The following is a 22840-nucleotide window of genomic DNA, read 5'->3' on the forward strand; positions in this document are numbered from 1 at the left end:
AAAAACCGCCCGGCAGGAGAATCTCCTGCCGGGCGGTTTCCGGTTGGTGCACCCCCCGGGACTTGAACCCGGAACCCATTGATTAAGAGTCAATTGCTCTGCCAATTGAGCTAGAGGTGCGTGCTGATGCGGTCTGGCATCCGGCGCCGTGGGGCGCGGTTTGTTCTCCGCAACGACATGAAACACTACCACGTCTGCGGCCGCTGCGCGAAACGGTGCCCCGTGCGGCTGCGCCCCCCCTGCACAACAAAAAACCGTCCGGCCAGGCGAAGCGCCTGACCGGACGGTTTTGTTGGTGCACCCCCCGGGACTTGAACCCGGAACCCATTGATTAAGAGTCAATTGCTCTGCCAATTGAGCTAGAGGTGCGTATTCACTGCTGTTTTTCAGGCGAATTTTCTCCGCCGTTGGCATCAGCAACGACATGAAACACTACCAGCACTTTTGCCGCAGAATGAAATCCGGGCCGGTTTTGTGGTGCGTTTCACTTTGTGCCGCCGTCCTTGGGGGACCGGGACCGGGGGAGGACCACCAGTTCCCCCGGATTTCCATCCCAATCCGCGCTGTTGTCCACTACCCAGGTGCGCGCTGGAAGGTTGGCGGCCGGGTCGGCAGTGGTCACCGTCGTGGGCGTAGCCGGGCCCGCCGCCGAAACGGTCCGCGGTACGCGAGTTCCCGCTGCGGCGCCGCCGGACGCCAGCCGGACGGCGTCGTTATCCGCCAGCCGGTGCAGTTTCCGGGCCGCCCACACTGCTGCAGCGGAACCGATGCCAAGGGCGGTGAGGTAAACCGATGTTCGAGCCACAAGGGGATCCTTCGGTCGGCGGAAGGCACAATTCGACGGTACGGCCGCCGCTTTCCCCTGTCCATAGCCGGTGCACTGCCGGGCGTCCGCCGCTACGCTGGCTGGCATGGACCGTTCCGAAGCCCGCCCTGTCCGCACCGTCACCGTTCCGACCGCCGCACTCCTGGACGCGCTGCAACCGCTTCCCGAGGGAATGCGGGCCGCGGTATGGGATCTCGAGGGGGAGCCCGACGGCGTTGACTACGCGGACATAGATGCCGTGGTCCTGCCCTACGCATCCGGCACCGAGTACCGCTCCGCGCTGGAACGGGTCCCGCAGCTGGCCCTGCTGCAGGCCCAGTCCACCGGCTATGACGGCCTGCCCGAACTCGTTGGACCGGGCACGGCCATTGCCAGCGCCGCCGGCGTGCATGCGGCGGCAACAGCGGAAATGGCACTGACCCTGATCCTGGCCGCGCAGCGGGGGGTCGACTCCGCGCTCCGCGGGCAGCATGAGGGCACATGGGAGCAGGTCCGCTGCCCCGGACTGGCCGACCGCCGCGTGCTCCTGGTGGGGGTGGGAGGCATCGGCCGGGAGATTGCCGCACGGCTGCGTCCGTTCGACGTCGAACTCACCCGCGTGGGCAGCACGGCCAGGACGGACGACGACGGCGCCGTGCACGGAAGCGGGGAACTTGCGGAACTCGCGGCGGCAGTAGAAATCCTGGTGGTGATCACGCCCCTGAATGAGCAGACCCGGCACTTGATCGACGCGCGGATCCTGTCGGCCCTGCCCGACGGCGGGTTGGTGGTCAACGTGGCCCGCGGCGCCGTCGTGGACAGCGAGGCGCTCACCAAAGAGGTGGTGTCAGGGCGGCTGCGCGCCGCCGTAGATGTTTTCGATCCCGAACCCATACCGGAAGACCACCCCCTGCGGCAGGCGCCCGGTGCCATCATCACCCCGCACTGGGGCGGGAATACCGACGCCTTCGAACCTCGGATCCGGGAGTTCCTGCGCCGCCAGGTCCGCCGGCTGGCCCGGGGTGAGGAACCATTGAATATGGTCCGGCCGGGCCCGTGGGCCGGCAGGTCCGGTGAAAGCTAGGCCAGCTCCAGGTAGGAGTCCACGAAGGAGCGGAAGTCCTCCCAGTCCGCGGCCTGCTCCAGCATCCGCGTCCCGGCCCCGGGCAGTGCTGCCTGCGGCTCCACGCTGAACCGGAAGATGCGTCCGGTGTTGGTACCCACCTCATACGCGTCCGCAGCCAGTTCGTCAGTGTGGCTGAGGTTGGTGGTGTTCACCGCGGTGGGGGCCTCGAGGCCGGCCAGGGAATCGACGTCGAACGGGGCGAAGACCAGTTCGGCTGGACGCCAGCGGTAGCCCAGGACGTAGAAACCCGGCTCCTCGTCCCCGGCGGGAGTGGCACACACCAGGTTGTAGTCCCCGTAGTTCGGGATCTGGGATTCGAAGACGCGGCGCAGCACCAGCTTCATCTCGTCGCTGTCCGTTGCCGTGCTTGACTCTTTATATGGGTCTAAGCCTGGGTCTAAGCCTGGGTTCGTGTCGGGGGAGCCTCTGTCCGATGTCATACCCCCAGTCTATGAACAGGGTCCCCCCATCCGGGAAGCACGGCCCGTCCGCGCCATAGATCTTCATCTGGTGTTCACGGGCCGTAACAACGGAAGCCGGTGTCCGTCACATGGGCGGAACGCGCAGGCTTAAGTCCTAGGATTTAGCCATGAGCGGAGAAAACACACCCGATATCAAGCCCCGCAGCCGAGTGGTCACGGACGGCATCCACGCAGCGCCCGCCCGCGGCATGTTCCGCGCCGTGGGAATGGGTGACGACGATTTCGCCAAGCCGCAGATCGGCGTCGCCAGTTCGTGGAACGAGATCACCCCCTGCAACCTTTCCCTAAACCGCCTGGCCCAGGGTGCCAAAGAAGGCATCCACGCCGGCGGCGGCTTCCCCATGCAGTTCGGCACCATTTCCGTCTCCGACGGGATCTCCATGGGCCACGAGGGCATGCACTTCTCCCTGGTGTCCCGCGAAGTCATTGCCGACTCGGTGGAGACCGTCATGATGGCTGAACGCCTGGACGGCTCTGTCCTCCTGGCCGGCTGCGACAAGTCCCTGCCGGGCATGCTGATGGCCGCCGCGCGCCTGGACCTCTCCAGCGTCTTCCTCTACGCCGGCTCCATCATGCCCGGCTTCGCGAAGATGGAGGACGGCAGCGAGCGGGAAGTGACCCTTATCGACGCCTTCGAAGCCGTGGGTGCCTGCGCCGCCGGCAAGATGAGCCTGAAGGACCTGGACTCCATCGAGCGGGCCATCTGTCCCGGCGAAGGCGCCTGCGGCGGCATGTACACCGCCAACACCATGGCCTGCATCGGCGAGGCCCTGGGAATGTCCCTGCCCGGCTCGGCGGCGCCGCCCTCGGCCGACCGCCGCCGCGACGAATTTGCCCGCAAATCCGGCGAAGCCGTGGTCAACCTGCTGCGCAAGGGCATCACCGCCCGCGACATCATGACCAAGAAGGCCTTCGAAAACGCCATCGCCGTCACCATGGCCTTCGGCGGCTCCACCAACGCCGTGCTGCACCTGCTCGCCATCGCCCGCGAAGCCGAAGTGGACCTCACACTGGAGGACTTCAACCGCATCGGCGACACCATCCCGCACCTGGGCGACCTGAAGCCCTTCGGCCGGTACGTAATGTTCGACGTCGACAAGATCGGCGGCGTCCCGGTGATCATGAAGGCACTGCTCGACGCCGGCCTGATCCACGGCGACTGCCTCACCGTCACAGGCAAGACGGTCGCGGAGAACCTGGCCGCCATCAATCCGCCGGACCCGGACGGCAAGGTGCTGCGCGCCATCGACAACCCCATCCACAAGACCGGCGGCATCACCATCCTGAAGGGCTCCATGGCCCCCGAAGGCGCAGTGGTCAAGAGTGCTGGGTTCGACGCCGACGTGTTCGAGGGCACCGCACGTGTCTTCGAACGCGAACAGGGTGCCCTGGATGCCCTCGATGCCGGGCAGATCCACGCCGGCGACGTCGTCGTGATCCGCTACGAAGGTCCCAAGGGTGGCCCGGGCATGCGCGAAATGCTGGCCATCACCGGCGCCATCAAGGGAGCAGGCCTGGGCAAGGACGTCCTGCTGCTCACCGACGGCCGGTTCTCCGGGGGCACCACCGGCCTGTGCATCGGCCATGTGGCTCCCGAAGCCGTCGACGGCGGCCCCATCGCCTTCGTGCGGGACGGGGACCGGATCCGCGTGGACATTGCCGCCCGCAGCTTCGACCTGCTGGTGGACCCGGAAGAGCTGGAAGCCCGGAAGGCCGGTTGGCAGCCGCTGCCGGGGAAGTTCACCACCGGTGTGCTGGGCAAGTACACCAAGCTGGTGAACTCCGCGTCGACGGGGGCTTACTGCGGGTGAAAACTCGTGGACTCGGTTTTCTTACGAGCTGCCGAGGCGGCAGGGCTTAATAAGGCTGCAAAGGCCTGAGGGGCCCCGACGACGTCCGCTCTCGGCGGGCGTCGTCGGGGAGGCCTATCAGCCGCGAGACACATGTCCAGATAGTGAGACGCGCGTCTCATACAATTGACACCCCCGCAGGGGAACGCGAGACTGAACGGTATGCAGATCGTACCCGTCGTCCTTATCAAGCGCGTGGCGTAACAGCCCCGACTTGTAAGACGTCACGCGCGAACCCCTACGGAGCCAACCGGCACGAGGGGTTTTTTTATTGGCTTCGCAGCTTCACCGCTTCGCTGGGCACAGAAGAAGCCGGAACGGGCACCACCCGCACCGGCCGCCGCAATGACCATGGATCAGTATCCGCACAAAGGAAGTTCCAATGAGTAAGGGATCGCCAATCAGCCCTTCGCTGATGGCCTCAAAAGCCAATGCCGCCGCACGTGCGGCAGCGGCCAAGACCAAAGATGTAGCCACTTCTGTGTCCGCCCATCCCGACGCCGTGGATGAGCGCATCCAAGGCCCGGGCAACGTTGTTCCGCCCACCCAGATGACCGGTTCCCAGGCCATCGTCCGCTCCCTTGAGGAGCTCGGCGTCGACGAGGTCTTCGGCCTTCCCGGCGGGGCCATCCTGCCCACCTACGATCCGCTCATGGATTCTCCGAGGATCCGCCACATTTTGGTCCGGCACGAGCAGGGTGCCGGCCACGCAGCCGAAGGCTATGCCATGGTCACCGGGCGCGCCGGTGTGTGCATTGTGACCTCGGGTCCCGGGGCCACCAACCTGGTCACCGCCATTGCGGATGCGCACATGGACTCCGTTCCGATGGTGGCCATCACCGGCCAGGTGTCCAGCGCCTTCATCGGCACCGATGCCTTCCAGGAAGCGGACATCGTGGGCATCACCATGCCCATCACCAAGCATTCCTACCTGGTCACCGATGCCGCGGATATCCCGCGGGTGCTCGCCGAGGCGTTCCACATTGCGACGTCGGGCCGGCCCGGTCCGGTGCTGGTGGACATCGCCAAGGACGCCCAGCAGGCAAAAACCACCTTCTCCTGGCCGCCGAAAATCGACCTGCAGGGCTACCGAACCGTGGTCCGCGGCCACTCCAAGCAGGTCCGTGAAGCGGCCCGGCTGATTGCCGAATCCCAGCGTCCGGTGTTCTACGTGGGCGGCGGTGTGCTGAAGGCCAATGCTTCGGAAGAACTGCTGGAACTGGCCGAACTGGTGGGCGCCCCGGTGGTCACCACCTTGATGGCCCGTGGTGTTTTCCCCGACTCGCACCCCCAGCACGTGGGTATGCCCGGCATGCACGGATCGGTTTCGGCCGTGACCGCACTGCAGCAGTCTGACCTGCTCATCACGCTCGGTGCCCGCTTCGATGACCGCGTCACAGGCGTGCTGAGCTCCTTTGCGCCCGGTGCCAAAGTCATCCACGCCGACATCGATCCGGCCGAAATCTCGAAGAACCGTCCTGCCGATGTCCCGATTGTGGGTTCGGTCCGGGAAATCATTCCGGAGCTTGCCGACGCCGTGCGCGGCCAGTTCGAAGCCGACCGTCCGGACATTTCGGCCTGGTGGGCCATACTGGACCGGCTGCGCGAGACCTATCCGATCGGCTACGCCGAACCCGAAGACGGCCTGATTGCCCCGCAGAAGGTCATTGAACGCATCGGCGCCATGACCGGCCCCGAGGGCGTGTACGTGGCCGGGGTGGGACAGCACCAGATGTGGTCCGCGCAGTTCATCAAGTACGAACGCCCGCGCGCCTGGCTGAACTCCGGCGGACTGGGCACCATGGGCTACTCCGTCCCGGCGGCCATGGGTGCCAAGGTCGGCAACCCGGACCGCGTGGTCTGGGCCATCGACGGCGACGGCTGCTTCCAGATGACCAACCAGGAACTGGCTACCTGCCTGATCAACAACATCCCGATCAAGGTCGCCATCATTAACAACTCCTCCCTGGGCATGGTCCGGCAGTGGCAGACCCTCTTCTACGAGTCCCGCTACTCCAACACGGACCTGAACACCGGGCACGACACTGTGCGCGTGCCGGACTTCGTGAAGCTGGCGGAAGCCTACGGCTGTGTCGGCCTGCGGTGCGAACGCGACGAGGACATCGACGCCACCATTGCCAAGGCGCTGGAAATCAATGACCGCCCCGTCGTCATCGACTTCGTGGTCAGCCGCGACTCCATGGTGTGGCCGATGGTCCCCACCGGAGTGTCCAACGACCTGATCCAGATTGCCCGCAACATGACTCCCACCTGGGAAGAGGAGGACTAGGACATGGCCCGCCACACCCTTTCCGTGCTGGTAGAAGACGTCCCCGGCGTCCTGACCCGGGTCGCGTCGCTGTTTGCCCGCCGGGCGTTCAACATCAATTCTTTGGCCGTGGGCCCCTCCGAGGTGCCGGGCATGTCCCGCATCACCGTGGTGGTCGACGCCGAAGGTGACCTGCTGGAGCAGGTCACCAAACAGCTGAATAAGCTCATCAACGTCATCAAGATTGTCGAGCTGGTTCCCGATTCCTCCGTGCAACGAGACCACATCCTGGTCAAGGTTCGTGCGGATGCCGCAACCCGGCTGCAGGTAACCCAGGCAGCCGAGTTGTTCCGTGCCTCAGTGGTGGATGTGTCCATCGACTCGCTCATTGTTGAGGCAACAGGCACCGCCGAGAAGCTCAACGCACTGCTCTCAGTGCTTGAGCCCTTCGGCATCCGCGAAATAGTCCAATCCGGAACACTGGCCATCGGCCGCGGCTCGAAGTCCATGAGTGACCGCGCGCTGCGCAGCGCCTGAGTTCCACCCCCAGACCCTTATCCAGGAAACCAGTAGGAGATACCCACAGTGACTGACATGTATTACGACGACGACGCAGACCTGTCGATCATCCAGGGCCGCACGGTCGCGGTCATCGGCTACGGCAGCCAGGGCCACGCCCACGCCCTGAGCCTGCGCGACTCCGGCGTCGACGTCCGCGTCGGACTGAAGGAAGGCTCGGCATCCCGTGCCAAGGCCGAAGCCGAGGGCCTGCGGGTCCTTTCCGTGGCTGACGCCGTGGCAGAGGCGGACCTGATCATGGTCCTCACCCCGGACCAGGTCCAGCGCTTCGTCTACGCGGAGGAAATCGCCCCGAACCTGCAGTCCGGCGACGCCCTGTTCTTCGGGCACGGCTTCAACATCCGCTACGGCTACATCCAGCCCCCGGCCGACGTCGACGTCGCCCTCGTTGCCCCCAAGGGACCGGGCCACATTGTGCGCCGCGAATTCGAAGCCGGCCGCGGTGTCCCGGACCTGATCGCCGTGGAGCAGGACGCGTCCGGCAAGGCCAAGGAGCTGGCACTGTCCTACGCCAAGGCCATTGGCGGCACCCGCGCCGGCGTCATCGAAACCACCTTCACCGAAGAGACCGAAACCGACCTCTTCGGTGAGCAGGCCGTGCTCTGCGGCGGCGCTTCCCAGCTGATCCAGTACGGTTTCGAGACGCTGACCGAGGCCGGCTACCAGCCGCAGGTGGCGTACTTCGAGGTGCTGCACGAACTCAAGCTGATCGTGGACCTGATGGTGGAAGGCGGCATCGCCAAGCAGCGCTGGAGCGTTTCCGACACTGCCGAATACGGCGACTACGTCTCCGGCCCGCGCGTCATTGACGAGAGCGTCAAGGAAAACATGAAGGCCGTCCTCGCGGACATCCAGAACGGCGCCTTCGCCAAGCGCTTCATCGATGACCAGGATGCCGGCGCCCCGGAGTTCAAGGCGCTGCGCAAGAAGGGCGAGGACCACCCGATCGAGGCCACCGGCCGCGAACTGCGCAAGCTCTTCTCCTGGATCAAGAACGAAGACGATTACACCGAAGGCTCCGTAGCCCGCTAGAAGGTGACGCCCGTAACAGAAGCACCGAATCGCGCCGCCTCCGCAGGCAGGCGTTAGGCTCGAAAGGCAAGCCGAATCGGCAAGGAGGCCGGACCCGTCTGGGTCCGGCCTCCTGCACGAAAAACCCCACCTGAATCTTCCACAGCTAAAGAGGTAACCGGTGTCTGCCACCAAACCAGTCGTACTCCTCGCGGAGGAACTCTCGCCCGCCACCGTCGAGGCCTTGGGTCCGGACTTTGACATCCGTTCCACTGACGGCGCCGACCGCTCCCAGCTCCTTGCCGCGATCGCCGACGTCGACGCCATCCTGGTGCGCTCGGCCACCCAGGTGGACGCCGAGGCCATCGCGGCTGCGAAGAACCTGAAGGTCATCGCCCGCGCCGGCGTGGGGCTGGACAACGTGGACATCAAGGCTGCGACCCAGGCCGGCGTGATGGTGGTCAACGCCCCGACGTCGAACATCATCTCCGCCGCGGAACTGACGGTGGGGCACATCCTGTCCCTGGCCCGGAATATCCCGCAGGCCAGTGCGGCGCTGAAGAACGGGGAGTGGAAGCGCTCCAAGTACAGCGGCACCGAGCTGTTCGAAAAGAAGATCGGCATCATCGGGCTGGGCCGCATCGGCGCCCTCGTGGCCGCCCGCCTGCAGGGGTTCGGCACCGAGATCCTCGCCTATGACCCGTACATCACCTCGGCCCGGGCAGCGCAGCTGAACGTGCGCCTCGTGACGCTGGACGAATTACTGGAAGAATCCGACTTCGTCACCATCCACATGCCCAAGACTCCGGAAACGCTGGGCATGCTCGGCGCCGAAGCCTTCGACAAGATGAAGGACACCGCCTACGTGGTGAACGTGGCCCGCGGAGGGCTCGTGGACGAAACGGCCCTGTTCGACGCGCTGCAGTCCGGGAGGATCGCCGGTGCCGGCGTGGACGTGTTCGTCAAGGAACCCAGCACCAACCTGCCGTTCTTCGCGCTGGACAACGTGGTGGTCACCCCGCACCTGGGCGCCTCCACCGATGAGGCACAGGAAAAGGCGGGCATCTCCGTAGCGAAATCGGTGCGCCTGGCCCTGGCCGGGGAACTGGTCCCCGACGCCGTGAACGTTGCCGGCGGCGTCATTGCCGAGGACGTTCGCCCGGGCATCCCCCTGATTGAGAAGCTGGGCCGCATCTTCACCGCACTGTCCTCGGACTCAGTGACCGCCGTCGACATCGAAGTGGCCGGAGAAATTGCCGCCTTGGACGTGAAGTCCCTGGAACTGGCAGCACTGAAGGGGATCTTCACCGACATCGTCTCCGAGCAGGTCTCCTATGTGAACGCTCCGGTGCTCGCCGAGCAGCGCGGCATCGAGGTGCGGCTGCTGACCACCCCGGACGTGGATGATTACCGTAACCTGCTGACCATCCGCGGCGCCTTGTCCGACGGCACCCGCCTGGAGGTCTCCGGCACCCTGACCGGGCCCAAGCAGATCCAGAAGCTCGTAGGCGTCAACGGTTACGATCTGGAAATCCCCATCAGCGAGCACCTCATTGTGCTGATCTACCAGGACCGCCCCGGCGTCATCGGCGCCCTGGGACGGATCCTGGGGGAGAAGGACATCAACATCGCCGGTATGCAGGTGGCCCGGAACACCGAAGGCGGCCAGGCGCTGTCCCTGCTGACGGTGGACTCCTCCGTCCCGCAGGATGTCCTGGAAGCACTGAAACTCGAAATCGGGGCCACGGTTGCCCGCGAGGTGGACCTGCAGGACTAGGTGACGGCAAACCCGGCTGCCCCCGAATAGACTGCTCGCGTTACCGGTGCACTGTGCCCCGGACGCGACGGGGGTGGCGGGAATGTCAGTGGAATACGCAGCGGCGGAAAACAAACCTTGGGACCCCAAGGAGAAGCCTGCTCTGCCGGCCCCGCTGCAGCGGGGTCGGCTCGGTCCGGCCCTCCTGATGGTGTGGCTGGGTGTCTTACTATCCATGTTCGGAATGGGTTTCGACAGCTATGCCGGGTGGGCTCTCTGGGGCACAGCGGTGTACACGCTGACCGCGGCACTTGTCGGGCTGCTGATTTTCGGTCCCGTGGGCGTACCCGGGCTGCGTAACCGCGTTCTGGCCTACGCGGTCCCCGTCCTCCTTGTTGTGCGGTGCTGCCATTCACCTCGGGGGCCCTCGCCGCGGTGGCCAGCGCCTTCCTGCCTGCCTGGGCGCTGGTCACCGCACTGTATGGGGTGCGCGGGGGCCTTGCCAGAGGCGCCGGAACGGCCTTCACAGTGATGCTGGGCGGGATTGCCGGGGTCGGCGCAGCGGTCGGCCTGCTTTTCCTCATAGTGAGTCTGATGTTCGATGGATATGAATCGATTCCGTTGGTGATCTGTTTCCTTCCCCTTCTGCAGCCGGTGGTGCCCTTTCCGCGCGGCGGCTGGCAGGAGATCCGTAAACGCGGGATGGAGCTGGGCCTTGCGGTGCTAGTGGTTCTCGTGGGCAGCGGCTGGTTACTGCCGCTGTTCGGGGAGAGCTCGTCTACAGACGCAGTGTTGAGCAGCATGATGGGGGGACTGGCCTACATCGTTGGCGCCTTCACGGCGGGTGCAGCGGTTAAGCGGGCTGGCTGGGCATGGGAAAAGACAGTGGAGTACCCGGCGCACCCCCGCCGAGGCGACACGGCCCGGGCAGCGGAATAGTGGGCAGCGGCGCAGTGGGCGGCGCGGAGTGCAGCCCAACACCGCTGGACCGCAGCTGGGTTGCCGTATCCATGCTGCTGGTGTGGTTTGCGGCCTACGCTGTCGAGGGCGCCTCGGCCCTCCCGATACCGGGCCCGGCCGGACGTGCCCTGGCCTGCGCCGCGGCGGGGGTATTGGTCGGGCTTGCGGTGTTTGTACCGGCCAATCCCTCCGCCCTTGGCCGGCGCGTGGCAGTCTATGTGGTTCCGGTACTTGCCCTGACCCTGCTGATAGCCGCATCAAGGGAAGACTTCTACACCGTCCTTCCGCTCGGTTTTTTGCCGGCGTGGGCGTTGCTGTGCGCCCTCTACGGGGAGGACGGGGGGCTCCCGGACGGCCGGCTTCCTCTTTGCATCTATCTGGGGATCGCCGCCGCGGGGGTAGTTGCGGGCGCGATCGCCGTGTACGTCATTTCGCTCTTCGCGCTCGCCGGGCTGCCGGCGGTGGACGCCTTGATATTCCTTCCCCTCCTGCAGCTTTTCCTCCTGCTGCGGCGGGAGCACCGGCGCCGGAAGCTGCGGACCGCAGCGGAAACAGGCCTGTCGGCGTTGCTGGTGTTTTGCGCCTCATACGATGTCATCCCGGGCACGAATGAATACCAGGCGGCCTTTATGGGGGCCCTGATATACATCGTCGCCGTGGTTCCTACGGCAGCTGTGGTGACCGTGGGCAGGATTTAGGGCACCGGACGGTACCAAAGCGACACGGCCCGCTAAAACAGGGTAATTTTCTTATGTGACTTCTACCGACTCCAAGACCCCGTTCTACATCACCACTGCCATCTCCTACCCGAACGGCGAGCCCCATATCGGACACGCCTACGAGGTTATCGCCACCGACGCCATGGCCCGTTTCAAGCGCCTGGACGGTTACGACGTCTTCTTTATGACCGGCACCGATGAGCACGGCCTGAAGATGCAGCAGTCCGCGGATCGGGAAGGCGTCACCGCCAAGGAGCTCGCGGACCGGAATTCGGCCGCCTTCCAGCAGATGAGCCGGGATTTGAATATTTCCCATAACCGGTTCATCCGCACCACCGACGCCGACCACTACGCCGCCGCCCAGGCCATCTGGAAACGGATGGAGGACAACGGCGACATTTACCTCTCCAAGTACTCCGGCTGGTACTCCGTCCGGGACGAGGCGTACTACACCGAGGACGAAACGGAAGTCCGTGAAGACGGGGTGCGCTACTCCAAGGAAACCGACACCGAGGTGACCTGGACCGAGGAGGAAAGCTACTTCTTCCGCCTCTCCGCCTACCAGGACCGTTTGCTGGCCCTGTACGAGTCCCAGGCGGACTTCGCCGCGCCGCGCTCGCGGTTCAACGAGGTCATCAGCTTCGTCAAGGGCGGGCTGGAGGATCTGTCCATCTCCCGCACCACCTTCAACTGGGGCGTGCCGGTGCCGGGCAACCCGGACCACGTGATGTACGTGTGGGTGGACGCGCTGACCAACTACCTCACCGGCGTCGGCTTCCCCAACACCGAGAGTGAGGCGTTTCGGAAGTACTGGCCTGCCGACGTCCACGTCATCGGCAAGGACATCTCCCGCTTCCACGCCATCTTCTGGCCGGCGTTCCTGATGTCCGCGAAGCTGGAACTGCCTCGGCGGATTATGATCCACGGCTTCCTGCACAACAAGGGCGTCAAGATGTCCAAGTCGCTGGGCAACGTGGTGGCGCCCAAGGCTTGGGCGGACCAGTACGGCCTGGATTCGGTGCGGTTCTTCCTGCTGCGCGAGGTCCCGTTCGGTGCGGACGGTTCCTACAACCACGACGCCGTTGTGGGCCGGATGAACTCCGACCTCGCCAACAACCTGGGCAACCTGGCCCAGCGCTCCCTGTCCATGGTGGCCAAGAACTGCGGGGCCGCCGTGCCGCAGCCGGGGGCGTTCACGCCTGAGGACACCGCACTGCTCGAGGCCGCCGGCAACCTGCTGCAGATCTCCCGGGAAGCCTATGACGTGCAGGACTTCCACGGCGCGCTCGAAGCCACCTGGAAAGTCCTGGGCGACACCAACGCCTACTTTGCCGAGCAGGCCCCCTGGGTGCTGCGGAAGACCGACGTCGACCGCATGAATACCGTGCTCTACGTGACCCTGGAAGTGCTGCGGATCGTGGCCATCCTGATCCAGCCGGTCATGCCGGGCAGTGCCGCCAAGCTGCTGACCGTGCTGGGCCAGGACGACGACGCCGCGCGTCAGTTCAGCGCTATTGGTACGCCGCTGGTGCCGGGCACTGAACTGCCGGCACCCACGCCCATCTTCCCGAAGTACGAAGAGACGGCCGAATAGCGGGCCATAACAAAAACACCCCCCGGCGATCCGCCGGGGGGTGTTTTTGCTGCTGGGTACGTTACGCCTCAGGGTCCGTGGCCAGGAACCGTTCCACGGCCGTTTTTTCCATCACTTCCGCCACCGCTTCCTGCTGCCCGCGGGCCATCTCGACCAGTTCCTGCAACCGGGCCGTATTAAACCGGTGATCGGTGCCCGAAAGCACCAGCAGGGTTCGCCACAGGGATTCCTTCATCCTTACCAGCGACTGCAGGAATTCAAGTTCCAGCTGGCCGGTGGTGCCGCCGCCGGTGCTCAGCGGATTGAGCGGACCCAACTTGCCGGCTGCTGCTCCCACGGCTGCTGCGGCGGCCTTCACCTTGCTCCGGGAGTACCCCAGCGCGTGGATCAGGGACTCCAGCTCGTCGCGTTCGTCGGAGATTTCCTCCACCAGCCGGGCGAAGGTCTCCTCGAACGGGGATCCTTCCCAGGTCCGCTGTGCCGCGGTGAACAGGCGGACGCCGGTCTCCGCGCCCACCAGATGGTCATCGAGATAGGCGGCCAATGATTCACGGCCTGGGGTAAAGGTCCCGGGTGTAGCTTCCGTCATGCTGATCTCCTTACGGCTGCAGCCTGCCGGATCTTTCCACCCGGCATAAGCCTGCTTAGTAATTTGTCCTTCCCTGTATCCTCGCAGATCTGCGGCCCGACCGCGAGGCAGGTGCCCCGCAGCCGGACCGCGGACGGGCCGGGCCGGTGCTGCCGGTCAGTCGGCGGCCAGCCCCGCCACCGGAGAGAGGCGTGCCGCGCGCCGGGCCGGAAGGACCGAGGCCGCAAGGCCGGCCAGGACGGCCACGGCGAGGACCGCGGCCAGCTGCAGCCAGGGCAGGGACGGGGTAACGGACGTAAAGGCGCCCAGCGCGGATTCGGCTCCGAGCCAGCCATACAGCGAGCCCAGCACGGTGCCCATCAGGGCAGCTACTCCGGCGATCAGCACGGCTTCCAAGGCAAGCATGCCGCGCAGCTGGTTACGGGTCAGGCCCAGTGCCCGCAGCAGAGAGGATTCCCTGGTGCGTTCCAGCACGGACAGCGACAGCGTGTTCGCCACACCCACCAGGGCAATAACCACCGCGACTCCCAGCAAGCCCGTGACCACCATCAGCAGGACGTTGATGACCTGCTCGAAGGCACCGCGCTCGATGGCCGAGCCGGATACTTCGTAGTCCTCCACACCGGCGGCTTCAGCCACGTCGGTGCGCAGGTCCATCAGCGCGCTTGTGTTGAGCCCGTCCTCCACGGACAGCCACAGCTGGGGCATGGGCGGATACTGCTCGTCACCGGCAGGTGCGGGCCCACCGATGGACTCCGCAGTCTGTGCAGTGATTAGCGGCAGCATCTGACTGCTCTCGGAGACTACTGTCTCAAGCTCGACGCTGGAGGTTGCACCCTTCACCGTGAGGGTCTTTTCCGGGGTGTTCTGCGGTACCAGAATGGTGTTGTCTTTCAGGGCCAGGGACGAATCCTGCAGCACCTTGGCGGCGTCGGCCGGATCCAGTGCGTACACCCCGAACTGATCTCCGTTTTCAGTCTCGGCCGTGGCAGAGACCGGAACGAGAACGGCTTCCCGTACCCCTTCCACTTCACGGACCGCGCCGGCATCAGCGGCGGTGACGGATTCGTCCTGACCGGAAACGGCCACATCCACGGGGTACTCCGCGGCCAGGACATCGTCCAGGGACGTTCGGACGGTTGCTGCGCCGGTCATCATCATCGTCACCAGGGTGACGCCGATCAGCAGGGCGGAAGAAGTTGCCGAGGTGCGCTGGGGATTGCGGACCGCGTTCACCGCAGCCAGTTTGCCCGGGACGCCCAGCGGTGCGGCAATCCGCCCGACCGTGCGCACCAGTGAGGGGACAAACAGGGTTGCGCACATCAGCACGCCCACAAAACTGAGCATGCCGCCGGGAAGGGCGATAAGGAGATTCCCCCGGACCGCACCGACTGCAAGCAAGGCAGCACCCACGGCCAGCAGGACCAGGCCGATACCCAGCCGGGCCCGTCCGCGACGGGTGCCGGCGCGGACATCGTCTGCCGGACGCAGTGCAGCCAGCGGGGCCACTGCGGTTGCTGCCCGGGCCGGAACCAGGGCTGCGAGGACCGTCAGCAGGATGCCGGCGGCCAGACCGGCCACCACTGAGAGCGGGGAGACGGCCATGGTGGCAAAACCGCTGTCCGGCAGGGTCTGCAGGTAGGCGATGAGACCGCCTACGAGGGCGATTGCGGCCGCTACACCGGCCACTGAAGCCACACCGCCGACGATGAGTGCTTCCACAATCACCGAGCGGCGGATCTGTGACCGGGCTGCACCGATGCAGCGCAGCAGGGCGAGTTCACGGGTGCGCTGGGCCACCAGCACCGAGAAGGTGTTGGAAACCACCAGGGCGCAGACCAGCAATGCCACAGCGGCGAAGGCCAGCAGGATGGTGGTGAGGATGTCTTCGCCGCCGGTGAACGCGGACACCATGGCGTCGGTTTCTTCCTGCGCGGTGCGGACCGTGATGCCCTCGTGCCCTTCGAGCTTTTGCTCCAGGGCGGTACGGACCTGCTCCACATCGGCTCCGTCGGCCAGCGCAACCTGGATGTTGCTCAAGCCAGCCTCGGCCTCAGCGAAAAGGGCTGCCGTTGCGGTGGTGGAGTACAGCTGCGGTGTGCCCATCACCTGCGGGTTCTCGGAAGGCGCCACCACTGCCGTGACGGTCAGCTGGACTGTCGGCTGTTCAACCTCCGGATCGGCGAAGGCGTTGGTGACGGTCAGCACCGATCCCCGGGCCAGATCCTGCCTCTCGGCGGTGTCCCGGTCCACGGCCACCTCGTTGTCGGAGACCGGGAGGGTGCCTTCGAGCACATCAACCGGGAACAACTGCGCGTAGTCCGAGGTGTTGCCCAACTCGGCAAACACCCTCTGCTTGCCTGCGCCGAAGTTAACGTAGCCCGTCTGCGCGGCGTACGTTCCAGCCACTCCCGCTGTGTCACTTACCAGGGCTGCGTCGTCGGACATCAGCGGTTCGGAGTCCGGATCGGACATGTCCCGGGCGAGGACCAAGTCGGCGTTCCGGTATGACTCGCCCACGCTCTGCGCCAGGGACGCCTTGGAAGAGGAATTGATGATCAGGGTGGCGGTCAGGAACCCCACCGCAATCAGAACCGCCAGGGAAACCGCTATAAAGCGGCGGGCGTTCAGGCGCACCTGCGCCAGCGCTACCTGCAGCACGGCCTACGCCCCCAGCTTGGTCAGGGCAGACAGCACGGTGTCCGGAGTGGGGTTGGCCAGTTCGCCTACCAGTGCGCCGTCGTTCATCAGCACCACCCGGTCCGCATAGGAGGCGGCAACGGGGTCGTGGGTGACCATGATGATGCTCTGGCCCATTTCCGCGGTGGAGCGGCGCAGCAGCGAAAGCACCTCTGCGCCGGACTTCGAGTCCAGGTTGCCGGTGGGTTCGTCGCCGAACAGGACATCCGGGCGGGTCAGCAGGGCGCGGGCGACGGCGACGCGTTGCTGCTGGCCGCCCGAAAGTTCGTGCGGGCGGTGCTTCAGGCGGCCGGTGAGGCCCAGGGTTTCGGTGAGGCTGTCCAGCCATGCCCGGTCAACGGTCCCGTTGGCCAGGGCGACGGGCAGCGTGATGTTCTGTTCAGCCGTCAGCGTGGGAACCAGGTTGAAGGACTGGAACACGAAGCCCACGGAGTCCCGCCGCAGCCGGGTGAGGGCGGCGTCGTTCAGCCCCGTCAGTTCGGTGCCGCCAATCCAGATCCGACCCGAGTCGGCGGTGTCCAGTCCGGCCAGGCAATGCATCAGGGTGGACTTGCCGGAGCCGGACGGACCCATGATGGCGGTGAATGTCCCGGTTTCGAAGCTGACGTCCACGTCCCGAAGGGCGTGGACGGAGGTTTCGCCCTTTCCGTAGGTCTTGTTCAGCTGCTGGGCGGCAGCGGCCAGGCGGGTCCCCGTGTTGGGAACAGGATTATGCTCTGCGAGTGTTTTCATACCCCCCACACTATTTTCGACCGTACCCCTGCCGCATCGGGCGGGGGGACGGTCCCTGGCCGGCGGGTCTCATACCGTGGGTGGAAGCTGGCTGCCCCTAGGGGGCGACAATTCCGGTCGCGTAGGCAATCACTACGGCTTGCACGCGGTCCCGGGCCTCCAGCTTGGCAAGGATGTGTCCCACATGGGTTTTGACCGTGGCTTCGGAGAGGAACAAGCGGGCGGCGATCTCCGGATTGGAGAGCCCCTGCGCAATCAGCGTGAACACTTCGAGTTCCCTCGGGGTCAGCGAAGCGACGGCAGCGGCGTGCGGACTGCCCGGGGTGCCGGCGGTGCGCAGCAGGGGAGCTACATGGTCCAGAAGGCGCCGGGTGGTGGAAGGGGCAATGACTGCGTCGCCCCGATGCACGGTACGGATGGCCTCCAGCAGCTCCTCCGGCGGGGCGTCCTTGAGCAGGAAGCCGCTGGCACCGGCCTGGATGGCGGAGAGGGCGTATTCGTCCAGGTCAAAGGTGGTCAGCACCACCACTTTCAGGTCCTCGTTGCGTACTCCGCCGGGGCCTGCCGCCAGCAGCTTCTCAGTAGCCTCTATGCCGTCCATGCCCGGCATCCGGACATCCATCAGGACGACGTCGGCCCGTACCGCGGCCAGCGCAGCGAGGGCTTCGCCGCCGTTGCCTGCCTCGGCCACGACGTCGAGGTCCGGCTGGGAGTTGATCAGCATCCGGAATCCGCCCCGGACCAACTGCTGGTCATCCACCAGGACAACCCGGATGGGATCGGCAGGGGGTACTGCGGGATCGGACCCGGGGGTCCAGGGGGAATGGGGCACGTGCCTACGCTTCCGTATAGGGAATGAATGCTTCAACGCGGAATCCTCCGCCGGCCCAGGGGGCCGCTTTCAGGGTTCCATCGTAGAGGGCAAGGCGTTCACTCATTCCGGTGATGCCCTGGCCCAAGCCGTCCGTGGAGAGCCCGGACGCGGCGCCGTGCCCGTTGTCGCGGACGGTGATGTCCAGGCCCTTGGCCGACCACTGCAACGACACTTCTGCGCCGGCACGCGGTCCGGCGTGCTTGAGGACGTTGGTCAGGGATTCCTGGATGACCCGGTAGGCGCTGAGCTCCGCTCCCTGCGGCAGCGGGCGGCGCGGCGTTCCCTGGGCCAGGACCTCAACATCCACGCCGCCCCGCCGGACGGAGTCCACCAGCGCGTCAACATCTGCGAGGGTGGGCAGGGGGCGGGTGGAGGCCGCTTCGTCGCCGCGGAGGACGCCCAGGAGGCGGCGCATCTCCCGCAGCGAGCCCCGGCCGGTCTCTGCAATCACGCCGAGCGTCTTCGGTGCTACTTCCGGGTCCTCGGCGCTCGCATACCGTGCGCCGTCGGCCTGGGTGATGATTACGGAGAGCGAGTGCGCCACAATGTCATGCATTTCCCGGGCAATGTGGCTCCGCTCGTCGGCGGCGGCCAGATCCCGTTCCTGCTGCCGTTCCACTTCGAGCCGGTATGCACGGTCTTCGAGCGCCTGTACGGCGAGGCGCCGGGTGCGGGTCAGGTCGCCGAATGTCCACGCCACCAGCAGCACAGCTTCCAAGGCGATCCATACGGGCACACCTTGCTCCAACGCGATCTGCAGCGAATATCCGGAATCCATAGACGGTATGACCGCGTACTGTGCCACGAAGAGGACCCCGCCGACCGAGGCGAGTGAGAAACCGCCAACACTGGCCCATCGTGGAGCGAAGGCGGCCAGGGAATACACGGTGACGTACGCGAAGATGTCCGCCGGCAGTGCGGTGACCGGTACGAGGAACAGCTGGAGGATGCAGGCGGCGGCCTGGGCTGCGGCCGCGGGAACCGGGCGGCTTCGGCGCCAGGCCAGGGTCATACAGATGACCGCGGACAGGAAGAACTCGACGTACTGTCCTCCCTGCATTACCAGGAAGGGCACGGCGAAGAGGAGCGTGGCAGCGATTGCCTGCCAGAGGTTCACTTTCCCGGGGTTCGCCTGGATCCAGGCATAGATACGTCGGTGCACGAGCATGATTACCAACTCTAGGGCTCCCCGGCCGGTCCGCGCGTCATACCGGGGGTGGACTCCTTGCCCGCGGTGACCAGCATGTGAGATGCCTTCTTCGCCATGCGGACCCTCTTCCTAAGATGGGGTCATGAGCGAGACACAGCCCACAAGCATTTCCCTGGCCGTCATCCCGGGTGACGGTATCGGCCCGGAAGTTACCGCTGAAGCGGTCAAGGTCCTCGAGAAGGCGACGGCGGCCAGTCCCGTCACATTCGAACTGACGGAATACGAACTCGGGGCAGAGCACTGGCTCGCGACCGGCGAGACCCTCCCCGATGCCACGCTCGAGGCGATCAAGACGCACGACGCCATCCTGTTCGGCGCCGTCGGGGCCGCGCCGGGGGATACCACCATGCCCTCCGGGCTGATCGAGCGCGAACTGCTCCTGAAACTCCGGTTCAGCCTGGACCACTACGTCAACCTCCGCCCCTCCCGCCTGTATCCCGGCGTCGAAAGCCCCCTGGCCAATGCCGGAGAGGTGGACTTCATTGTGGTCCGCGAAGGAACCGAAGGTCCCTACGCCGGTAACGGGGGAGTGCTCCGGGAAGGAACCCCGCAGGAAATAGCCACCGAGGTGTCACTGAACACGGCGCACGGCGTGGAACGCGTGGTTCGGGACGCGTTCCGCCGCGCCTCCCAGCGGCCCCGGCGCAAGCTCACCCTGGTCCACAAGCACAATGTGCTGGTGAACGCCGGCCTGCTGTGGAAGCGCACCGTCGAGAAGGTGGCCGAAGAGTTCCCCGAGGTCACCCATGACTACCTGCACGTGGACGCGGCAACCATCTTTATGGTGAGTGATCCCTCACGCTTCGATGTGATTGTCACCGACAATCTCTTCGGCGACATCATCACGGACTTGGCGGCGGCAATCACGGGCGGCATTGGCCTGGCCGCTTCCGGAAACCTCAACATGGACCGCACCTACCCCTCCATGTTCGAGCCCGTCCACGGTTCTGCCCCCGACATTGCGGGGCAGCAGAAGGCGGACCCCACTGCTGCCATCCTTTCGGCGGCCCTGATGCTGCGGCATCTGGGCTTCGAAGCCGAGGCCGGCCGGGTGGAGGACGCTGTGGCGGCGGACATTGCGGCACGTACCGGTGCGCACCGCTCGACGGCGGAGGTAGGCGATGCCATCGCTGCCGCGGTGTCATAAGCTCTGTACCTAACAACCAAGTAGTCGTAGAACGGGTTTTTGCCGTTCACCGTGGAGGAATCATGACCGTCAGCGCACTGGAATTCACCCAGGAGCTTTCCACCAACCCGAAGTCCGCCTCCGAGCGGGCCACCATCCTGGCCAACCCCGGATTCGGCGACTACTTCACAGACCACACCGCCGTTATTGACTGGAAGGCGGCCGAAGGCGGAGACGCCCAGTGGCAGAATGCCCGCATTGAGCCCTACGGACCCATCTCGATCGATCCGGCAGCCGGCGTCCTGCACTACGGCCAGGAGATCTTCGAAGGACTGAAGGTATACCGGCACGCCGACGGTTCCGTTGTGAGCTTCCGCCCGGAGGCCAACGCGGCCCGGCTGAATCTGTCCGCCCGCCGGCTGGCGCTGCCGGAACTGCCCGAGGAACTCTTCCTGGAGTCCATCCGCCAGCTGGTGGCCCTGGACAAGGACTGGATCCCGGACGGCGACGGCGCAGCGCTCTACCTGCGCCCGTTTATGATCGCCACCGAGGCGTTCCTGGGGGTCCGTCCGGCACGCGAAGTCTCCTACCGCGTCATCGCTTCCCCGGCCGGAAACTACTTCGGCGGAGAATTGAAGCCAGTCTCCATCTGGCTCTCCACCAAGTACGCCCGCGCCGGCCGCGGCGGCACGGGTGAGGCCAAGTGCGGCGGCAACTACGCGGCATCGCTGATCGCCCAGATGGAAGGCGAAGCCAACGGCTGCAAGCAGGTCCTCTTCCTCGACGAGTTCAATGACAATGCCGTGGAGGAACTGGGCGGCATGAACGTGTTCTTCGTCTTCAAGGACGGGCGCCTGGTGACCCCGTCGCTCTCCGGCACCATCCTGCACGGCATTACCCGCTCATCGGTTCTGCGGCTGGGCCGGGACCGGGGCATGGATGTCCAGGAACGCAAGATCACCCTGGACGAATGGCGCGACGGCGTGGCCTCCGGCGAAATCACCGAGGTCTTCGCCTGCGGCACCGCCGCCGTCATCACTCCGGTGGGCCAGCTCAAGTCCGAGACTGAGGTAATCGGCTCCGCCGATGCAAAGCCCGGCGAAGTCACCATGTCCATCCGCGAGCAGCTGCTCGGCATCCAGAACGGCACCGTGGAGGACACCCACGGCTGGCTGACCCGTCTGGCCTAGGACCGGCATGCCCGCCTCCGCGCTTCCGGAATCCGGACTGGTCCGCAGCAGTGACTTGACCCGTGTGCGCCTTGCGCCGAACCCGGGACCCATGTCGCTGGATGGAACCAACAGCTATGTCCTGGCTGCCCCGGAGTCCGGAAGAACGGTGGTGGTAGATCCGGGACCGCTGGATGAGGAGCACCTGCAGGCACTGGCCTCGGCGGGAACGGTGGAGCTGGTGCTCATAACCCACCGGCATGCCGACCACACCGAGGCAAGCCGCAGGTTCGCGGAACTGACCGGTGCACCGGTGCGGGCTTTCGACCCTGCGTACTGTGTTGCGGGGGAGCCCCTGCGCCCCGACGAAGTGATCCGGGCCGCCGGAGTGGAGATCCGGGTGCTGGCAGCGCCCGGGCATACCTCGGATTCGCTTTGCTTTTTCCTTCCCGACGACGGCCCCAACGGGTCCGTCCTGACGGGGGACACGATCCTGGGCCGGGGCACCACCGTGCTGGACTTCCCGGATGGAACACTGGGCGACTATCTGTTGACGCTTTCCATGCTCTCGGACCTGGGCCCGGCCACCGCGCTTCCGGGCCACGGGCCGGTCCTGCCGGATCTGAGTTCAACGGTCCTGACCTACCGGGACCACCGGGAGGAGCGGCTGGAACAAATCCGCGCCGCACTGGAGTCGGCCGGCCCGGACGCCGGAACAGCTGAAGTAGCCGACCTGGTCTACTCCGACGTGCCGGCCAATGTCCGGGCTGCCGCGGAATTGTCCGTGGCCGCGCAGCTGGCCTACCTCCACGGCGAGTAGGCGGCTGGACAGGGGTGCGGCAGGTCACTTCGAAACGGTTTGCGGGGACCGGGCAGGGTGTGCAAAGATAGACGAGTCGCCGCGGCCGGGACGCTGAAATAAGCGCCCGAAGCATGGCGGCCAAACCCACCAAAAAACAGAGTTTCCCTGGTGCGCCCTTCACGGGGCCGGCAGGAAAGACTCAGGCTTTTTGCTGGGCCGGAACGGCGGTAGACACGCCTTCCCGGGGCTTCCGATGAGGAAAACCGGGAATTGCGGAAAACGCCGGAATGGAATAAGATGGAAAACCTTGCAGCGAAGAAGAAAAGGAAAACATTGTTTTCCCGAGTATTTTCGGATTGCGTCTGTTGTTTGAGAACTCAATAGTGTGCCAAGTTTATTGATACCAATTTATTTTAATTGGTTGAATCGACTGTTCCGCCCACCCCGTGGGCTGGAATGGTTTTTTTAGCTGGTTTCGAATTTAGTG

At 65.5% G+C, this 22840-nt stretch carries 19 protein-coding genes and 2 tRNA genes; 12 read left to right on the forward strand and 9 right to left on the reverse strand.

Annotated elements, in window-relative coordinates; all coding sequences use genetic code 11:
- Positions 1-44: 44 nt before the first annotated feature.
- The 3 genes from QNN98_RS16270 to QNN98_RS16280 form a co-directional block, all read right to left on the reverse strand.
- Positions 45-120 (reverse strand) — tRNA-Lys (locus QNN98_RS16270).
- Between the two features lie 173 nt (positions 121-293).
- Positions 294-369, reverse strand: a tRNA-Lys gene (locus tag QNN98_RS16275).
- Between the two features lie 115 nt (positions 370-484).
- On the reverse strand, positions 485-805 hold the full coding sequence (locus QNN98_RS16280) for a hypothetical protein (RefSeq protein WP_227914416.1): 321 nt from the start codon (positions 803-805) through the stop codon (positions 485-487).
- Positions 806-911: 106 nt separating this feature from the next.
- On the opposite strand from QNN98_RS16280, the gene QNN98_RS16285 reads away from it, so the two are divergent.
- Positions 912-1889 carry a 2-hydroxyacid dehydrogenase gene (locus QNN98_RS16285; RefSeq protein ID WP_283998534.1) on the forward strand — a complete coding sequence of 326 codons (978 nt, stop codon included), beginning with the start codon at positions 912-914 and terminating at the stop codon, positions 1887-1889.
- Here QNN98_RS16285 and QNN98_RS16290 read toward each other — a convergent pair.
- On the reverse strand, positions 1886-2371 hold the full coding sequence (locus QNN98_RS16290) for a hypothetical protein (RefSeq protein WP_283998536.1): 486 nt from the start codon (positions 2369-2371) through the stop codon (positions 1886-1888). The two genes, QNN98_RS16285 and QNN98_RS16290, sit on opposite strands and share 4 nt — an antisense overlap.
- A gap of 149 nt (positions 2372-2520) precedes the next feature.
- On the opposite strand from QNN98_RS16290, the gene ilvD reads away from it, so the two are divergent.
- The 8 genes from ilvD to metG all read left to right on the forward strand — a co-directional run bounded on the left by ilvD (position 2521) and on the right by metG (position 13151).
- On the forward strand, positions 2521-4224 hold the full coding sequence (gene ilvD, locus QNN98_RS16295) for a dihydroxy-acid dehydratase (RefSeq protein ID WP_227914413.1): 1704 nt from the start codon (positions 2521-2523) through the stop codon (positions 4222-4224).
- Positions 4225-4645: 421 nt separating this feature from the next.
- On the forward strand, positions 4646-6553 hold the full coding sequence (locus tag QNN98_RS16300; protein WP_283998539.1) for an acetolactate synthase large subunit: 1908 nt from the start codon (positions 4646-4648) through the stop codon (positions 6551-6553).
- 3 nt (positions 6554-6556) lie between these two features.
- Positions 6557-7069 (forward strand): acetolactate synthase small subunit, encoded by a 513-nt coding sequence (ilvN, locus tag QNN98_RS16305; protein ID WP_227914411.1) that lies wholly within the window; start codon positions 6557-6559, stop codon positions 7067-7069.
- A gap of 48 nt (positions 7070-7117) precedes the next feature.
- Positions 7118-8143: a ketol-acid reductoisomerase gene (ilvC, locus tag QNN98_RS16310; RefSeq protein WP_283998540.1), complete on the forward strand. Its 1026-nt coding sequence runs from the start codon at positions 7118-7120 to the stop codon at positions 8141-8143.
- Positions 8144-8303: 160 nt separating this feature from the next.
- Positions 8304-9899, forward strand: a complete 1596-nt coding sequence (gene serA / locus QNN98_RS16315) for a phosphoglycerate dehydrogenase (RefSeq protein WP_283998542.1) — start codon at positions 8304-8306, stop codon at positions 9897-9899.
- Positions 9900-10280: 381 nt separating this feature from the next.
- A complete protein-coding gene (locus QNN98_RS16320) occupies positions 10281-10817 on the forward strand; it encodes a hypothetical protein (RefSeq protein ID WP_283998544.1) in 537 nt (178 codons plus the stop codon).
- Positions 10817-11536 carry a hypothetical protein gene (locus QNN98_RS16325; protein ID WP_283998546.1) on the forward strand — a complete coding sequence of 240 codons (720 nt, stop codon included), beginning with the start codon at positions 10817-10819 and terminating at the stop codon, positions 11534-11536. The genes QNN98_RS16320 and QNN98_RS16325 overlap by 1 nt, the downstream gene beginning before the upstream one ends.
- A gap of 55 nt (positions 11537-11591) precedes the next feature.
- Entirely contained in the window at positions 11592-13151 is a 1560-nt protein-coding gene (gene metG, locus QNN98_RS16330) for a methionine--tRNA ligase (protein WP_283998548.1), read from the forward strand.
- A gap of 61 nt (positions 13152-13212) precedes the next feature.
- Here metG and QNN98_RS16335 read toward each other — a convergent pair whose 3' ends face one another.
- From QNN98_RS16335 to QNN98_RS16355, 5 genes are all read right to left on the reverse strand, one after another.
- Positions 13213-13740, reverse strand: a complete 528-nt coding sequence (locus QNN98_RS16335; protein ID WP_227914405.1) for a hypothetical protein — start codon at positions 13738-13740, stop codon at positions 13213-13215.
- 156 nt (positions 13741-13896) lie between these two features.
- Positions 13897-16401, reverse strand: a complete 2505-nt coding sequence (locus QNN98_RS16340) for an FtsX-like permease family protein (protein ID WP_283998550.1) — start codon at positions 16399-16401, stop codon at positions 13897-13899.
- A gap of 3 nt (positions 16402-16404) precedes the next feature.
- Positions 16405-17172: an ABC transporter ATP-binding protein gene (locus QNN98_RS16345; protein ID WP_227924862.1), complete on the reverse strand. Its 768-nt coding sequence runs from the start codon at positions 17170-17172 to the stop codon at positions 16405-16407.
- A 97-nt stretch (positions 17173-17269) separates the two neighbouring features.
- Positions 17270-18004 carry a response regulator gene (locus QNN98_RS16350; protein WP_283998553.1) on the reverse strand — a complete coding sequence of 245 codons (735 nt, stop codon included), beginning with the start codon at positions 18002-18004 and terminating at the stop codon, positions 17270-17272.
- A 4-nt stretch (positions 18005-18008) separates the two neighbouring features.
- The gene (locus QNN98_RS16355; RefSeq protein ID WP_283998554.1) at positions 18009-19214 is read right to left on the reverse strand and encodes a sensor histidine kinase; all 1206 of its coding nucleotides are present in this window, start codon (positions 19212-19214) and stop codon (positions 18009-18011) included.
- A gap of 124 nt (positions 19215-19338) precedes the next feature.
- On the opposite strand from QNN98_RS16355, the gene QNN98_RS16360 reads away from it, so the two are divergent.
- From QNN98_RS16360 to QNN98_RS16370, 3 genes are all read left to right on the forward strand, one after another.
- On the forward strand, positions 19339-20403 hold the full coding sequence (locus QNN98_RS16360) for a 3-isopropylmalate dehydrogenase (RefSeq protein ID WP_283998556.1): 1065 nt from the start codon (positions 19339-19341) through the stop codon (positions 20401-20403).
- Between the two features lie 62 nt (positions 20404-20465).
- Complete coding sequence (locus QNN98_RS16365; protein ID WP_283998558.1) at positions 20466-21572, forward strand: branched-chain amino acid aminotransferase; 1107 nt, start codon at positions 20466-20468, stop codon at positions 21570-21572.
- Positions 21573-21579: 7 nt separating this feature from the next.
- Positions 21580-22371, forward strand: a complete 792-nt coding sequence (locus QNN98_RS16370; protein ID WP_283998560.1) for an MBL fold metallo-hydrolase — start codon at positions 21580-21582, stop codon at positions 22369-22371.
- Positions 22372-22840 lie beyond the last annotated feature (469 nt).

Source organism: Arthrobacter sp. zg-Y1143, from assembly GCF_030125565.1.
Classification (GTDB): Bacteria; Actinomycetota; Actinomycetes; order Actinomycetales; family Micrococcaceae; genus Arthrobacter_B.

Coding starts and splice junctions, on each gene's coding strand:
- QNN98_RS16285 (WP_283998534.1), top strand. CDS start 912: ATGGACCGTTCCGAAGCCCGCCCTGTCCGCACCGTCACCGTTCCGACC.
- QNN98_RS16290 (WP_283998536.1), bottom strand. CDS start 2,371: ATGACATCGGACAGAGGCTCCCCCGACACGAACCCAGGCTTAGACCCA.
- ilvD (WP_227914413.1), top strand. CDS start 2,521: ATGAGCGGAGAAAACACACCCGATATCAAGCCCCGCAGCCGAGTGGTC.
- QNN98_RS16300 (WP_283998539.1), top strand. CDS start 4,646: ATGAGTAAGGGATCGCCAATCAGCCCTTCGCTGATGGCCTCAAAAGCC.
- ilvN (WP_227914411.1), top strand. CDS start 6,557: ATGGCCCGCCACACCCTTTCCGTGCTGGTAGAAGACGTCCCCGGCGTC.
- QNN98_RS16335 (WP_227914405.1), bottom strand. CDS start 13,740: ATGACGGAAGCTACACCCGGGACCTTTACCCCAGGCCGTGAATCATTG.
- QNN98_RS16345 (WP_227924862.1), bottom strand. CDS start 17,172: ATGAAAACACTCGCAGAGCATAATCCTGTTCCCAACACGGGGACCCGC.
- QNN98_RS16355 (WP_283998554.1), bottom strand. CDS start 19,214: ATGCTCGTGCACCGACGTATCTATGCCTGGATCCAGGCGAACCCCGGG.
- QNN98_RS16360 (WP_283998556.1), top strand. CDS start 19,339: ATGAGCGAGACACAGCCCACAAGCATTTCCCTGGCCGTCATCCCGGGT.
- QNN98_RS16365 (WP_283998558.1), top strand. CDS start 20,466: ATGACCGTCAGCGCACTGGAATTCACCCAGGAGCTTTCCACCAACCCG.
- QNN98_RS16370 (WP_283998560.1), top strand. CDS start 21,580: ATGCCCGCCTCCGCGCTTCCGGAATCCGGACTGGTCCGCAGCAGTGAC.